Below are 15,075 nucleotides of genomic sequence, written 5' to 3'. Positions count from 1 at the left end.
ATTTCAGTTAGTAGACAATCGGGCTAATTTGCACTGCGAGAACGAGAACACTTGTTTAAGGCGAGCTTGACCATGATTCAGCATTTGTGTTATAAATCTGGGTTAGCTGGCGGATAGATTTTGCTAGTCACCAGCTGGCGCACTTAGGTCGTCGACAATTTACCCCCGAAAAAAATGAAAAAAGAACTCTATGTATTAGCGTTATTCGCCGGTATGGCGACCGGTGTTTACGCCGAAGAAGGACAACCAACTGGCTCACTCTGGGTCAATGGATCATCAAGTAATTCTGTGGTGAACGAAAACGAACATGTATCGCTGAGCTGGGAGATTAGTTACACCATTACTGAGGATCCAGGCGCTGTGATCACAGCTAAAGATGAGCTGGTTCCCGCTGAAAAATCCACCATGGAAGTTTGGCCAATCGGCTCCGCATACTGGAATGGTAATTTAAATATTAATTTGAAGTGTCGTGTGGACGGGCAAGAATTCAACCTCTACTCAGGCAAATCAAAAAATTTCAAACCTAGCGGTAATAGCGCATTGTTCACCCGTGAGGTTGATGAAAATGATGTGATCAACTTCGGCATGATGGGCGAGAGCCGCGAGTCGGGTCAGTATTTCAGATGGACGGGCACAAGCCGCACGGAACCTGCCCATTCATTCATCGCGCTGAAAAATGGCGACACCTACCCATCAGCTAGCCCTATGGGCAGCGGCGGCGATGTAGAAGCTTTCCTCATGCCATATTTCGATGAGGGAACACGCACCGTGGTGCTAGGCCCTAAAGATGTCATTTTCGTTGTCGAGCTCGACCGTGTCTACACTTACGAGCAGTCAGGAAATGCGTCCGACAAAGGATACGACATGCAGGATATGGTTTTCCTCGTCACCTTCCGCTAACCAATGCCGACAATGAAGATATGAAAATTTATCCAATCATCCTCGGCGGTTTGGTCATGCTTTACCACCAGCTGGAGGCGGTGCCTCAGAAACTGACGGCAGCCGAGCGCTCAGAAATGGTGGCCGATCAGCGCAAGTTTTTCAGCCCAGAAGAGGGGAAACCCAGCGAAAATAAATCCTCAACGCGGCATAAGCGTGATCTGCTGGCGCAATCGACAATTCTAGCTAGCAAGGGGACTTGGACGATTGTTCCCAAAGGAGCGGTGGTCCATGTGCCTGAGTATTTGAGAAAACATGTTGTGGTGGCGCCAGCTGGCAAATTAGTCAGCTGGGCGGAGTTTTTGAAAAACAACCGCCGCGTCGTGAAATCTATGGAAGTGCAATCAGATGTAGCCAACGGGCTGCAGCCGATTGATGAGCTCGTCAAAGAGCAGATGATGTTGCAGCGCGTGATCGTTGTTGCCGTGAAAAATCGAAACCCTATAGCCGTGCGCCGCTCACTGGCGGTGACCGACCTCTAACCCCCAATGAAAATGAAAACCTCTAATCAACTCATTCGCCAGCTAGCTATTTGCGCTGGTTTTACAGTCAGCTCAATCAGCGCGGCTGACTACATCAACTTCATTGTTGAGCGGCCAGTAAATGGCAATGCGCCGTCATACATGGAAGACATTCCGCAGCAAGGAGAAGCTAGCTCGGTGATGCCGGTGCTGGTTGAAGGCACCGTTTACGAGCTGTGGTCGATTCGCAGCGATGGTAGCCAATCTTGGTTGCTCGATGAAAAATTTGTTGGCGCGTACAGTGCGCAGGCCACTTTATCCATTGTTTCACCCGACCCCTTTGAAGGTGATGATGCGGGATCCGGAACATGGAAACGTACCCGTGCTGACATTGCTTACACCATCACCTGGGAAACGAGCGGGCTCTTGCCTGAGTCTGAGCTGGCATCAGCTAGCGAAGTGGAGCTGGTGCACGAATTCCAGCCCAATAATGGTGAACTCACTGAGTTTGGTTCAACGATGATTGGCGACAACGAGGAAGATTCAATGACTCTGGCCACCGTGATTCCAGCTGAGGAAGATGGCAAATCCTACGGCATTGAGACATTTTCTATCTACGCCCAGCCGGAAAACCCAGAAGACATTCTCATTTACAAAACCAACAACGGCCACGGTAACAACGTCGACGGGGTGGACTCAAGTAATGATGGTGCCTCTAAAGAAGGTGAAGATACAGATTCATCTGTGGATGATGAAATCAAATTGCGTATCAGTGAGATTATTGCTGGTGATCCAACTCGGACAGTTGATCTGACTTTGGACCGCGTGCAAGTTTACGTATTCCCAGTACCTGAAGCTACCATCACTACGGATTCAACCGAGAATGTTTTTGGTGCTGATTTTCCTAATGTTTCAGTGACCGCTGAAGACCTCTATCCAGGCAGCACGACTTTTGTGCGTTTGATTACCGATGCTGATCGCAGCTCGTTAACTGGCTTCAGCGATCAAGATGTCACTAGACCATCAATATCAGTGCTCAACTCATACATCAACCCGAGTGATGATACGCCGATTACCCGCGATATTGATCTCACTGGTTGGGAGGAAAATATCACCGATTCGGGCAAATGGTGGGTGCAGGTAGTTCACCAATCACCGGTATTGCCAAACCAAGATGAAATCCTCGCTGAGTACACATTTGATGTGCTGCCGAAGATCCGTGTGAATGCTGAAATTAATACGCTGGAGTAATTCCAGCTAGCTAGAAAATGATGAGATGACTAGTGCAACGAATATTAAAAAACGCAGCTGTAAAAAGGGTAGTGTGCTTTTGGAAATTACCGCCGCGGTGATGGTGATGGTTGTCATCGGTGCCATATCCTTCCAGAGCATGATGAATACGCTGGCTACCCGGAACTGGACGATCACCAAAACGCTGGTGGATGCCTACCTATCTGTGGAGGTGGCTGATGCCAATGCCATTCCCTTTGAGCTCATCACCACGGATAATTCCGACACGACGTGGCCAACTTATGTTGCCTACAGTGAAGGTGGATCAGCGCCCGCAGCCACTACCACGGTGATTGGCAAACGCTCGGCATCCACCAATGCTAATGGCGTGCTGGAAGATGGCTTTGATGTTACAGCCGATGTGCGCCGCGTTTACATCAATCCAGCTGGCACGGATGAAAGTTTATCCGACATCATTACCATCCGCATCATTGTGGCATACGAAACCAATGGGCGCGAATACATCGCCTCCAGAACCGTAGTGAGGAGCCAGTAATGAAGGTAGTTCAGAAAATAAAATACCCAGCTAGCTGCAAGAAAGCGTTCACGCTGATTGAGCTGACCATTGTCATTGGCATGATGGTCATCATCGCTGGATTCGGCATGGGTTTATTAAGCCAGCAGCTCAAATTGCAAAAAATCATCAGGGACAATAACTTCCTCGTGGAAGATGCTCCGCAGGTGAGCAACATGCTCGGGCGTATTGTCCAGCGCGCCGACCGCTACCAGATTTTTGCCGATATGACGGCAGCTCGATCAGGAGTGACGGGGGCCTCGAGCGGAGATGTTTTGGTTTTAGTTTTCCGCGATGCTGTGGGAAATAAAAGTTTTGGCATGATTGAGGCGCAAACCGTAGATGGTGAAGTTTCGATCAATTATTACCATGAAGATCCAGCTGCTGGCAGCGTGCCTATTTGGGATGAGGCCGACTGGCGACTCGCTAGGTGGGATGCTCCAGCTGAAGGTGACGGCTTAGTATTTAGCAATACCAACGGCAGGCTGACCGCGACATTAAAGGGACCAAAAAACGAGGAGATTACTTATGCAAGCGCATCACAATTATAACAAACGGCCAAGCCCAGCTGGCTACGCCGTCATGCTCTCGGTGATATCATTAGGTATTTTGATTTTGGGGGTCATGTCCATGACCTATCACCGTGCGGTGGTTGATCATGAAGTAGCGGCTGATACGCACTTGCGTATGGATTACAGCCAGAAAGAAGACGCCTTTTTACGTGCCTTGGTGCAGATTGTTCCTGAAAAAGCGTATTTGGCGATGCACGAGGGAAGTAGTGACGGGGATGCCTTCAGCGAAATCAAATGGCCTACGATTTTTCAAGAGGCATTGGATGCGGCCAATGCTGAGATTTCGGATGATGCATTGATGCAGGCGATTGATACCACATCGACACGCGCCAATGTGGGTGATGTTGAGCTGGTTGGTGAGATGATGAAATCATTAGTTGGTTATAATCCCGAATCCAATACTGGCGGGATCTCATTTGAAATTACCGGCGTCAGCACTCCAAGCATGTGGAGCTACCGCAGTGGCTCACAGCTGAGCTTAGATCATGAAAAGCTAGCGCCGATTATTTCTCACGAAAAAGGTTATGTTGATGAGAATGGCAATTTTTCCAACTATGCGGTTTTGCCCTATCCAAATATCCACTTTGGTTATTGTGAGCCAGGTGAGGATTTTGTGGCCAAACACAACTGGTGGACATTCAGTGTGGATTTTGCCGACCAGGGTGAAGGCACTCACGTCGGCTCAGCGGTGAAACATTACATGATCTCGCTGTACGAAGTGCCCTCGCAGCTACCTATCTCAGCTGACGCCTTCATGAGCATGGGCAAACATGCTGACGAGTCAGATTGGAATGCCAATATCATTATCGACGGTGGTGTTTACGGTCGCAAAGTCGAGCAGACCAACATCAATAGCAGTGTGACACGTCTGGCGACGCGTGAGGGTGCCGAATTACTCAGCATGAGCAATATTGGCAACATCGGCGCAGAGTCGATGACTCGCGAAGATTACGAAAACCAGCACGCAAATATCTACCACAGCGATGAGAATTTTTTCCCAATCTCACGGTCATCGGATTCTGGGCGGGTATCATTCATTCCCATCAATACTGGCATAGACTTTTTCCGCTACTACGGTGGCGACGAACACGACGAATCTACGACATTTTCGTCAACGACGTGGACTGAATATTCTCGCGGCGCCCGCCAGTGTGAGCTGCAGGTGGATATCCTAGATGTATTCCCGAATATGGGCTCGCTAGAAGTAGACGGCATTCGTGTGAAGGCGATGAAGCCAGATGGCACCGAGTGGGAAAGGTATTACCTAGGAGCTGGTCATTCATTGATTGGTACTGGTTCTGAATACCAAGATTGGGACGCGCAGGATTTTGAAAATGCATTTCCATTCAGGCCAGAGGAAGTGGCGGCGAATGGCCAAGGCGCCATCACCTTGGATCTATCATTGCTGAAAGTATTCCTCACCGCGAATGGCATGAACGTTGAAGATAATAATACCATCCATGTGACCCATAGATTGCCAAGTGAGGCTGAAGAAGCAGCCAATACTTTCCATAACTTGGAGGAATATTACGAGCAGCCGCCGGCTGATGATGATGTGGCATTAAAAATCACAGGAGCGAGTGATTTGGCGACTGATTTCAGCGCTGGTTTATCGGTGGTGACTGATCTGCGCACGTTTTTTGACGATGATTTTAATGAAACCACCAAATCATCTGGCGCCTATCCAGCGGTATCGATCTTTACCCCAGAACCACGGTTCGGCTCTGAGCGCGTCGATCTGGGTATCGATATGTCTGGCCGATTAAATGTGCTAGCGAATGATTATACGGAGTCTGTGAAACCACTCGACCTGAAATCTGCCTCTGGCACTAGCTATAGTGACGCCATCGAGGCTGAGCTAAAACCCGTCGAAACCGTCGACGATTTGCCGCCAGTGCATTTTGTCAACTGGCTGATTGTGGTTGAGGAACTGTGAGTCAGCTGGGTTTGGACGGCGGTGAGAGAAATGATTGCGTATTTGCCCAGCATTGTGCAATGAAGGTATTTTCGTCGATTTCTAGCCTCGCCGCTGCAAGAGTGGCGAGTTGAGCCAAATTGGCTGGGTGGTTCAAATTTCCATCCAGCTGGAATTTCTGGCTAGCTGGCGGGCCGAGCATGTCAGGCGCGTCGGTCTCAATCAGCAGGCGGTCAGCGGGCACGGCACGAAAGGCATCAAAGGCCTTGGATTTGCGCTTGTGCAGAAAGTAGCTGGAAATGGAAAAGTAGGCACCGCGTTTGACTAGCTGGGGCACGAGCTCCTTGGAACCATTGTATGAATGGAGGAGAAATGGGCGGCGGCACGGTTGGCCAGATTTCTCTAGCGCGTCGAAAATGTCCATCAATGGTCCCCACGCTTTCAGGCAGTGGATGGTGATGGATCTGCCGAGCTGGTTGGCTAGCTGGATCTGCTGAATCAGTTGAGTTTTTTGCAGATCGATGTCGAATCCTTTAATCCATCGGTCGAGACCACATTCGCCAACTAGGCTGTGGGGGAGTTTTTCGAGGTAGCCAGCGAGTTGGTCGAGCCAGCTAGCTGAAGCGTTAGCCGACTGCCACGGGTGCAGGCCAAATGCGGGGATGATGAATTGCGGGAATTTTTCAGCTAGCGCGGCAACTTTTGGCCAATCAGTTGGCTGGGTGCCATTGACGATGCATTTCTCAATACCAACCGCACGCATCTGCGCGATGATGGCATCTGCCTGTGGGTAGATGCGTGGGTCTTGCAGGTGGTTGTGTGCGTCAATGAGTGGCATTTTCATGCAGCTGAGTGGGTAGAGCTGTGAGCTCGGCAATGGCTTTTTCAATCGCCGCGGGCGAGTGGTCAGTTAGCGCCACGGTGTGGCTGGCGGCGGGATAATTTGATTTCTCGTGACCAGGGACACGATAGCACAGGTCGTAGTGGTCGCGTAAATTGGAGAGAACAAATTCGCGCCATTTTCCTTCTTTGATGAGCTGTTTCCATTGTTCGACTTTGGCGTGTCCGCGCAGTGGCACCAGTTTGTCGAGCAATGGGTAGAGGGTTTCTGGATGCTCGACAAAATGATGGTAATCAGTGAGCAGCAGGCTGGCGCGTTCTTCAATAGGCAGGGTGATTTCTACGACTTGGCTGATTTTCATCTGCCTCCACAGTGATGGCGGGCAGTGGATTTTGCCAATGCGGTTGCTTTCTGATTCGGTGTAAATTGGCCTGCTTAGGTCGAATTTCGACAAGGTGTCGAGGAGCTGGCTTTCAAAATATTTCTGGCTCGGCTGTGATGAATCTGGGCTGGACCCAAGTGTGGACCCGCGGTGGTTGGCGAGTTGTTCGAGGTCGAGCACTTGCTCGCCGGCAGCTTCCAGCGCGTATAATAGGCGCGTTTTGCCGATGCCCGTGAGCCCGGAGAGCACACGCAGCTGGACATTTCCCTGATCAAAAAACTGCTCGATTTGGTCGATGACAAAATTGCGGTAATGTTGGTAGCCACGATCAATCACTCTGGCGCGCCAGCCGATGGAGCAGAGGATGAATGCGCAGGACCGCGAGCGCATGCCGCCGCGCCAACAATAAATCAGCGGCGTGTAATTTTTTGCTTTGTCGGCAAAATGCGTTCTGAGGTGACGCGACATGTTTTCGGTCACCAGCGCGGCACCGAGGCGACGGGCTTCAAAGGCGCTCTTGCGATCAAGTGTGCCCACCTCGGCTCGTTGTTCGTTAGTGAGGCAGGGGAGATTGATGGCGCCGGGAATGTGATCCTCGGCAAATTCAGCAGGAGAGCGCACATCAATAATTTCGTCAAATTCAGTCAACGAAGATGGCAAGGTGATGGACGCAACAGGAATCATGACCACAGCATTCAGCTGATTCCACTAGCATACAAGCTTTCACACGGATAAATGCACGGACACAAAAAAAACACGGCAGCCAGCTGGCCACCGTGTTTGTTGAGAATTTGCTTTTAGCTGAAATTACTCGGCTTTCTTTTCGACCAAGTTTTTCACCATGAATGCTGGCAGTTTGCCAGTTTTCCAGTTGAGCCCGATGAAGGCAGCAGCTGACCCGAGGCCGATGATGACGACCCACGCGGCGAGTCCTTTGAGTTTGCCCTTTTTCGCCAGTGCGAGTGAGGCACCAAAGAATAACCAGATGATGGTTTTGACGATGGCCCAAACTGGGATGCCGAGCTTGGCAACGCCGAGGAAACCAAAGCCGGAGATAATGATGAGCAGCAGGCCGATGCCGTGGCCCATGCCAAATGATTTTTTCCAGCTGGCGCCGCTAAACATGGCGCCAAGTGAGAAAAATAGGGTGAGAATGCCAATGTAGTGAACAAATTTGAAGATGGTAGGATCCATAATGTGGGTGATGTTGTTAGCTTCTGCTGGTTGCGGTTTACTACGGATCGATGGGCAATCCCAAGTAAAAAGCGTGATTGTGTGCAGATTTACTTTTTGCGATCAGTTCTCACAGATCAGAGCTTGCTTGTCAGCGGTGGAAAATTTAGCGTGGCGTAAGACATCCATAGGGGTGAACAAGTTTATCACGAAGATCATGAGTTTGAAGGTTACAGCAATTAGCGAGTTGGTTGGCGGGAATGTCGTGCAAGGCAGTGAAGAAGTCGAGGTGACCGGCCTGGCATCACTGAATGAAGCCGGCGCGCAGGATGTTTCATTTCTCGGCAACGAGAAATATTATCAAGATTTTCTAGCTACCAAAGCTGGCGTGGTCATCGTGCCAGCTGGCTTATCTGACCAGCCAGCCGGAGCCACATTGATTGAAGTGGAAAATCCATCATTTGCCTTTGGCCTCGTGGTCAAGCAGATGGCTGAAGGGCAACGCAGTTTCAAACCAGGTATTCACCCAGCGGCTTACGTGGATGAATCTGCCCAGCTAGACGCCAGCAAAGTCTGCGTGCGCGCAGGCGCTGTGATCGAAGCTGGAGCTGTGATTGGTGACGGTACAGAGATTGCCGCTGGTGTGGTGATTGGCGAAGATTGCCAAATCGGTCGCGATTGCCTGCTGCATGCCAATACTACTGTGCGCGAACGCTGCGTGATTGGCGATCGTGTGATCCTCCAGCCTGGCTGTGTGATTGGCTCTGATGGTTACGGCTTTGAGCTGGTTGACGGTCGTCACGTCAAAGTCGACCAAGTGGGCATTGTTGTCTTAGAAGATGACGTGGAAATTGGCTCCAATTCATGTGTCGATCGCGCTCGTTTTGGTAAAACCGTCATTGGTGAAGGAACTAAGATCGATAACCTCGTGCAGATTGGTCACAATGTGATCACTGGCAAACATTGCCTGATGGTGTCTCAGGTTGGCGTGGCTGGATCATCCAAGCTGGGTAACTACGTGGTGCTAGCTGCTAAATCAGGTGTGACAGGTCACGTTGAGGTGGCTGATCAAGTAGTCATCGCTGGCGCCAGTGGCGTCACCAAGAGCATTACCGAAAAGGGCACTTACTATGGCATGCCAGCTCGTCCATTCCGCGACGAGCAGAAGAAGCTCATTGCGGTGGAGAGATTGCCAAAACTGATGAAAGAGTTTAAGCAGCTGAAAAAGCAGGTTGAAGACCTCGCTTCTGATAGTGAGTAATTGATTATTAATCAGTTATGCGTTTTATGGCCAGCTGGGGTGAATGTCGCTCCAGCTGGTTTTTTTGCATGATAGTTTGGTGATGGTAACCATTCAGGCTGCTTAAGTTTTTGTCTTTCTGCGATTTTCAAATCTGGTCAATAGTTGCCAAATTGCACGTCGCTTTGCTGGCATGTGTTATTAGCGGCTTGATTGAAAACTAGTTTTAAATCAGTTTTCAGACCTTGTTGTAGGCATTGTTTGGCTGTGGTCAGCTAGCTGGTTTGTTAGTTTTATCATTTTTGTTATTTGTTAATTTTCCGGCAAAATGATAACTGCTAGGCGTGAGGATTAACGATTTAGTTGACCATTAATCAGTGATTTTTGTTGCGCTGGGTACGGCGTATTTTGCCAATTACTAGCAATATCTTGAGTCTGCTGGGGTGAGGCGTATGATTTTAATTGATCGATTTGACGTAAGTTAGGTCGCTTCGGAATACATAATAATACTCCCGTAATAACCCCCGAATAAAACCCCCATGAAAACAAGAAGCTACTTAGGTAGTTTGAGCACTTTTGTGCTTTGTTTGGCGGGCCTTGGTTTGGCTCTTGTGCCGAACCAGGGTCGCGCCTCACAAATGTTTGCGGTCACTGGAGCTACCGGTGACGGCAATCTTGAGAAGAATGCGTTTTATGCCATTGATGTGGCATCTGGGCAGGCCACATTTCTGGCTAATGCCACGTGGCAGGACGCGGCGGTGACGCCAAACCAGTTGGCTTATGACGGCGATCGCAATGCGCTGATTTTTGCCGAACACGGTGGTGAACAATTGTATTCGTATTCACTTTCCTCAGGAGAAATGAGCCAGCTGGGCTCACTGACTTCACTTGGCCTAGCTGATGGATTCACGGCTGGTGGCGCAGGTGATTATTACGCGGGCCGCTATTATTTCTCGGCGCTGAGCGCGGCTGGGCAGAATAGATTATTTAGTGTAGCATACGACCTATCAGGCCAGCTGGCTGGCGCTCGCGAGCTGTCTCCGCTAGGTTCTGCAGAAAGTGGTTTTGGTGCTCTCAGTGATGTGGCGGTAGATGCCACCACCGGCATGATGTATGGCGCCTCAAGGATTGATGGGCTGAATTGGTTTTGGCGGCTAGACTTGAACCAGCTCGATGACGACGGGTTCGATGTCGAATTGCTCGGTCAGATAGATAACCTTTACCAGCTGGCATTTGATGAAAACCTCAACTTGTGGGGGAACATTTGGCAGAGTGATGGTGAGATTGTGCGTCTCGATTTGACCGATGGTTCTATTTTGCAAGAAATCCAGCTGGCTGGCGGTGATCTGGCTACTGAGGTGACAGGTGATTTTTACGATCTAGCCGGTGTTCCATGGGGCGCTCTAGCTGCGGATGGCCAAGCGCCGGTGCCAGAGCCATCGACGGCATGTTTGCTAGGACTATTTTCATTACTTCTCTGGAAGCGACACAGGTAGAGCTGATTAGAAGTAATGATCGGGGATGAACCCTGTGCTGAGGGGCGCAGGGTTCGCTTTGTATAGCCAATTGCGTATGATAGCATGGTGAAGTGTTAGTGATTGCAGCTCTAGCTGACACGAGTGAAAATTTCTGTAATTGGGGTTTGGCATATCGTCGACCATAGTGCAAATAGACTGCGTCAAATTTAAAAGACAAACATCATAATGGATATCCAAATTGCAACACTTTGTGACTTCGCGGCTGACTACAACGGTAAGATGGTCGTTTCCGGAACTTTCGATACTCTCGCAGCCCAAGCTCTTCCTGTCGTACACCCAATGTGCACATTGGCGATTCGTCTCTGCATCACACCAGAAGACAATGGTCAGCACAAATTCTCAGTAACTTTGATTGATGCCGACGGTAAGGCAATCGACGACAAGATGCCTATCGTTGCAGACATGCCAGTTGAGCTTCCTGATAGCGTGCCATTCATGACACGTAACCTTCTGCTCAACCTTCAGGGACTTCGTTTCCCAGAAGACGGTTTCTACTCAATCGACATCAGCATTGACGATGAGCTCGAGAAGCGCATCCCATTGCGCATCGTTAAAGTTGACCAAAATCAACAACAACCTGCTTAATTAGCAGATTCTGTAATGTTAGCTGAAGCCAAATATCAATGCGCGCTAGTTACTGGCGCGTCAGCTGGGCTGGGGGCAGAATTTGCCAGCCAGTTTGCGCCGGATTGTGCCAGCATGGTCTTGGTGGCTCGCCGCGGTGAGCGACTGTTGGCTTTAGCTAACGAGCTGGAAGGCCGCCACAGCGGTCTGAAGGTTTATTGTTTTGCGGTTGATCTTTGTTCTATCGATCAACGGCAGAAATTTTTCTCGCGCCTGAAAAGTAAAGGGCTACAGCCCGACTTGCTGGTGAATAATGCCGGCATGGGAGACGTGGGCGCATTTGCCTCGTCGGATTGGGGGAAAATCCAGTCCATGATGGATTTGAACATGGATGCGTTGACGCATTGTTGCCACCAGTTTTTGCCGGCGATGATAGCTGAGCAGAAAGGGGCGATTGTCAATGTGAGTTCATTGGCAGCTACTTTGCCGATTCCTGATTTTGCCGTTTATGCCGCGACAAAAGCTTATGTTTCTAGCTTCTCCGAGGCGCTGAGCATTGAGCTCGCTGACCACGGCGTGAATGTATTGGCTGTTTGTCCGGGGCCAGTGCATACCGAATTTGGCGAAACCGCAAAACGTGGCGAGCAAGATCGCAACGTGCCTGGACGCGAGTATTTTTACGTTGAAGCTCAGCAAGTAGTTTCTGAGTCTATCTGGGCGTTGGAAACTGGACGCACTCGAGTATTTCCGAGCTTAAAGATTACTTTGGCCGCTGTGCTTATTGCGGCGACGCCATTGTTCCTCTTGCGCAAGGTGATGGCAAATACCTCCAGCTAGAGCGGGTTGTCAGATAGCTAGGCTTGCATAGATAGATTTATCTAGCCAGCGGCTGATTAGGCTGCTAGTACTAGCGATGATGAAATCACTTTTTATTCCCCTCGGGTTGTTGGGCAGTTTTGCATTGGTTGGTTCACTCAGCGCTGAGGAAACATACACCTTATATAAGGCAGATTTCAAGATGCCAAAAGGGTCCAGCTGGACGGAGAAGTCGCAGATGCAGATGAAAGAAATGCAGATGCAGATGGTGGCTGGCGGCCAGCAGATGGAAGGCAAGATGAGCCAGCTGGTGAGCGAGGAAAATAAGTTTACCCAGCAGGAGCTTGATAAGATCAAGATTGATGTGATCACCAAATCTAGCGGTGGCGAAGTGGAAATTGCTGGCCAGAAAATGCCATCTCCTGTGACTGACGGCGCGCTGAAAGGAAAAGAGCTTCTGGCAACACCAGCTGAAGGCGGCTGGCAGGTTAATTTGATTGCTGGCGAGGCCAATGCAGTGGAGGCAGCCGAGCTCGAGACTTTGTCTCACGTGCTCAATGACGTTTCTGCAGAAAAAATCTACGGCGCCGAAAAACGCAAAATTGGCGATTCATGGAAAGTAAAAGCCACCGCATTTCCTGGGTTTGAAAATGTCGACAATGCGAAGGGCGAGATGACGGTGACATTTATTGGCGTAGGTGAACGTGACGGCCAACAGGCTGCTGAGCTGGAAATGACTTTTGATATGTCTGGCGAACTCGAGGATATGGGTCAGATGATGGCGATGAAGGGGACCGCTAAAATGTTCCGTTCGCTGGATTATTTCAAAGATCTCAGCATTGAAATGAACATGAAAATGACCATCGAGGGTGAGATGCCCGGCGGCAGCATGTTGATGACCGGTGATGCCACCTATGGTAAAACGATCAGCATCACACTGCCATAATGGCCAATTTTGCGGGTGTGAGTGGCGATTTAACTACTTGCACCCGTGTGAACAAAGCAACTTTCAGGATATTACAGTAAATCAAACTTGCATGTTTTGAAGAAACTGCGCATCTTCCGCGCGCCGGAATATGCCGGTTTTTATCTGCAATGGCCAAGAAAATTCAACTTCCAGACGACGCGCCCTTTACAGAAGAACAAAAGAAGTGGCTTCAATCTTTTCTGACACAAGTGCTTTCAGAGCCGGAGCCAGCTGCTGCAGCTGGTGGTGCTCCTGTGACAATTTTGTGGGGATCTCAGACAGGTAATGCTGAAGGTCTTGCCAAAAAAACAGCTAAAGCACTCAATAAAGCTGGTTTTACAGCTGAGTCGATCGATATGGCCGCTTACGATCACGCACGCCTTCCTTCCGAAGAGCGCCTGCTGATCATTACTTCTACATACGGTGACGGTGAAGCCCCAGATAACGCACAAGCGCTGCACGAATACCTCGGCGGCGATCAAGCGCCTAAACTGGACAAAGTAAATTTTGCTATCCTAGCGCTGGGTGATACCGATTATCCAGATTTCTGCCAGACTGGCATCGACTTCGAGCAATTCCTCACCGCAGCTGGCGCTAAGCCGTTGATGGCGCGTGTTGATTGTGATGTCGACTTCGACGACCTCTACGCTCAGTGGCGCAAAGACATCCTCGCCATGTTTGGCGCGTCTAATGCAGCTGTTGAAGTGAATGTTGCGGAAACTGGCCCAGAACCATTTGGCAAAAAGAATCCATTCCCATCTCCAATCCTCAAGAACTACAACCTCAATGGTGAAGGTTCTGCAAAGGAGACCAACCACATCGAGCTGTCACTTGAAGGATCTGATTACGACTATCAAGCAGGTGATGCGCTGGGCGTTTTCCCAGTAAACCCAGCTGAAGTGGTCGATGAGATCATCAAATCACTGCCATTTGATACCAACGACGAAGTTCCTTTCCCAGACGGATCAGAAGGTTCACTGCGCGACGCGCTGATGTACCACTACGATATCCGCAAAATCACCAAAGCATTTGTCACCAAATGGCAAGCGCGTTCAGGTTCTCCAATGCTTCGTGCTATTGTTGAGTCTGGCAGCAAAGAAGCCATGGACGATTTCTGCTGGGGCCGCGAGCTGGTTGACCTTGTGGTCGATCATCCAGCTGATTTTGCTGACGGTGAAGAATTTGTTGGCATCCTCAAGAAGCTGGCACCAAGACTTTACTCCATCTCATCAAGCCCGAATGCTCACCCAGGTGAAGTTCACCTGACCATTGGCATCGTGCGCTACGACAGCAACTACCGCAGCCGTGGTGGTGTTTGTTCTACTTTCTTTGCCGACCGCGCAGAGGGTGTTCAGCCAGGCTGTTTTGTCCATCACAACAAGGCATTCCGCCTTCCTGAAGACAAGAGCACTGACATCATCATGGTAGGACCTGGTACAGGTATTGCTCCATTCCGCGCCTTCCTCGAAGAGCGTCAAGTGAGTGAAGCTACTGGCCGCAACTGGTTATTCTTCGGCGACCAACACGCCGCTACTGATTACCTCTACCAAGAGCAAATCGAGCAGTTCCAGAAAGATGGCGTGCTCAACCAGCTCGACCTCGCATTCTCACGCGATCAAGCCGATAAGATCTACGTTCAGACACGCATGCTTGAAAAAGGTGCAGAACTCTGGGCATGGCTCGACGGTGGCGCAAGCTTCTACGTTTGTGGTGACGCGTCACGCATGGCTAAAGACGTTGATGCAGCTCTACACACCATCGCTCAAGAGCACGGTGGCCTCAGCGCTGACGAGGCAATTGCCTTCATCAAAGATCTACGCAAAGCGAAGCGCTACAACCGCGACGTTTACTAAGCGATCTCCA

15 protein-coding genes are annotated in these 15,075 nt (G+C 50.0%); 12 read left to right on the top strand and 3 right to left on the bottom strand.

What is annotated here, in order from left to right:
• Positions 1-174 precede the first annotated feature (174 nt).
• From JIN82_RS10460 to JIN82_RS10435, 6 genes are read left to right on the top strand one after another with little or no spacing between them, the layout of a single operon-like run.
• Entirely contained in the window at positions 175-900 is a 726-nt protein-coding gene (locus tag JIN82_RS10460) for a hypothetical protein (RefSeq protein WP_200311573.1), read from the top strand.
• Positions 901-920: 20 nt separating this feature from the next.
• Entirely contained in the window at positions 921-1,421 is a 501-nt protein-coding gene (locus tag JIN82_RS10455; RefSeq protein ID WP_200311572.1) for a hypothetical protein, read from the top strand.
• A gap of 12 nt (positions 1,422-1,433) precedes the next feature.
• The gene (locus tag JIN82_RS10450) at positions 1,434-2,651 is read left to right on the top strand and encodes a hypothetical protein (RefSeq protein WP_200311571.1); all 1,218 of its coding nucleotides are present in this window, start codon (positions 1,434-1,436) and stop codon (positions 2,649-2,651) included.
• 25 nt (positions 2,652-2,676) lie between these two features.
• Positions 2,677-3,186: a hypothetical protein gene (locus JIN82_RS10445; protein ID WP_200311570.1), complete on the top strand. Its 510-nt coding sequence runs from the start codon at positions 2,677-2,679 to the stop codon at positions 3,184-3,186.
• Complete coding sequence (locus JIN82_RS10440) at positions 3,186-3,755, top strand: type II secretion system protein (RefSeq protein ID WP_200311569.1); 570 nt, start codon at positions 3,186-3,188, stop codon at positions 3,753-3,755. The genes JIN82_RS10445 and JIN82_RS10440 overlap by 1 nt, the downstream gene beginning before the upstream one ends.
• Positions 3,733-5,712 carry a hypothetical protein gene (locus tag JIN82_RS10435; RefSeq protein ID WP_200311568.1) on the top strand — a complete coding sequence of 660 codons (1,980 nt, stop codon included), beginning with the start codon at positions 3,733-3,735 and terminating at the stop codon, positions 5,710-5,712. The genes JIN82_RS10440 and JIN82_RS10435 overlap by 23 nt, the downstream gene beginning before the upstream one ends.
• Position 5,713: 1 nt before the next feature.
• Here the strand turns inward: JIN82_RS10435 and JIN82_RS10430 are convergent, their stop codons facing one another.
• The 3 genes from JIN82_RS10430 to JIN82_RS10420 form a co-directional block, all read right to left on the bottom strand.
• A complete protein-coding gene (locus tag JIN82_RS10430; RefSeq protein WP_200311567.1) occupies positions 5,714-6,535 on the bottom strand; it encodes a TatD family hydrolase in 822 nt (273 codons plus the stop codon).
• The gene (mnmH, locus tag JIN82_RS10425; protein ID WP_200311566.1) at positions 6,516-7,598 is read right to left on the bottom strand and encodes a tRNA 2-selenouridine(34) synthase MnmH; all 1,083 of its coding nucleotides are present in this window, start codon (positions 7,596-7,598) and stop codon (positions 6,516-6,518) included. The genes JIN82_RS10430 and mnmH overlap by 20 nt, the downstream gene beginning before the upstream one ends.
• Before the next feature lie 123 nt (positions 7,599-7,721).
• Positions 7,722-8,108, bottom strand: coding sequence for a hypothetical protein (locus JIN82_RS10420; RefSeq protein ID WP_200311565.1), 387 nt, complete (start codon positions 8,106-8,108; stop codon positions 7,722-7,724).
• A gap of 196 nt (positions 8,109-8,304) precedes the next feature.
• On the opposite strand from JIN82_RS10420, the gene lpxD reads away from it, so the two are divergent.
• The 6 genes from lpxD (at position 8,305) to JIN82_RS10390 (ending at position 15,065) form a co-directional block, all read left to right on the top strand.
• A complete protein-coding gene (gene lpxD, locus JIN82_RS10415; RefSeq protein WP_200311564.1) occupies positions 8,305-9,348 on the top strand; it encodes a UDP-3-O-(3-hydroxymyristoyl)glucosamine N-acyltransferase in 1,044 nt (347 codons plus the stop codon).
• Between the two features lie 518 nt (positions 9,349-9,866).
• Positions 9,867-10,823, top strand: a complete 957-nt coding sequence (locus tag JIN82_RS10410) for a hypothetical protein (RefSeq protein WP_200311563.1) — start codon at positions 9,867-9,869, stop codon at positions 10,821-10,823.
• Between the two features lie 207 nt (positions 10,824-11,030).
• Positions 11,031-11,450 carry a DUF6941 family protein gene (locus JIN82_RS10405; protein WP_200311562.1) on the top strand — a complete coding sequence of 140 codons (420 nt, stop codon included), beginning with the start codon at positions 11,031-11,033 and terminating at the stop codon, positions 11,448-11,450.
• Positions 11,451-11,465: 15 nt separating this feature from the next.
• Complete coding sequence (locus tag JIN82_RS10400) at positions 11,466-12,266, top strand: SDR family NAD(P)-dependent oxidoreductase (protein ID WP_200311561.1); 801 nt, start codon at positions 11,466-11,468, stop codon at positions 12,264-12,266.
• A gap of 76 nt (positions 12,267-12,342) precedes the next feature.
• Positions 12,343-13,191 carry a hypothetical protein gene (locus JIN82_RS10395; RefSeq protein WP_200311560.1) on the top strand — a complete coding sequence of 283 codons (849 nt, stop codon included), beginning with the start codon at positions 12,343-12,345 and terminating at the stop codon, positions 13,189-13,191.
• A gap of 149 nt (positions 13,192-13,340) precedes the next feature.
• Entirely contained in the window at positions 13,341-15,065 is a 1,725-nt protein-coding gene (locus JIN82_RS10390; protein WP_200311559.1) for a diflavin oxidoreductase, read from the top strand.
• Positions 15,066-15,075: the final 10 nt, after the last annotated feature.

Source organism: Persicirhabdus sediminis (genome assembly GCF_016595495.1).
In the GTDB taxonomy this organism is placed as follows: Bacteria; Verrucomicrobiota; Verrucomicrobiia; order Verrucomicrobiales; family Akkermansiaceae; genus Persicirhabdus; species Persicirhabdus sediminis.
This window is presented reverse-complemented; position numbering and strand designations above follow the sequence as displayed.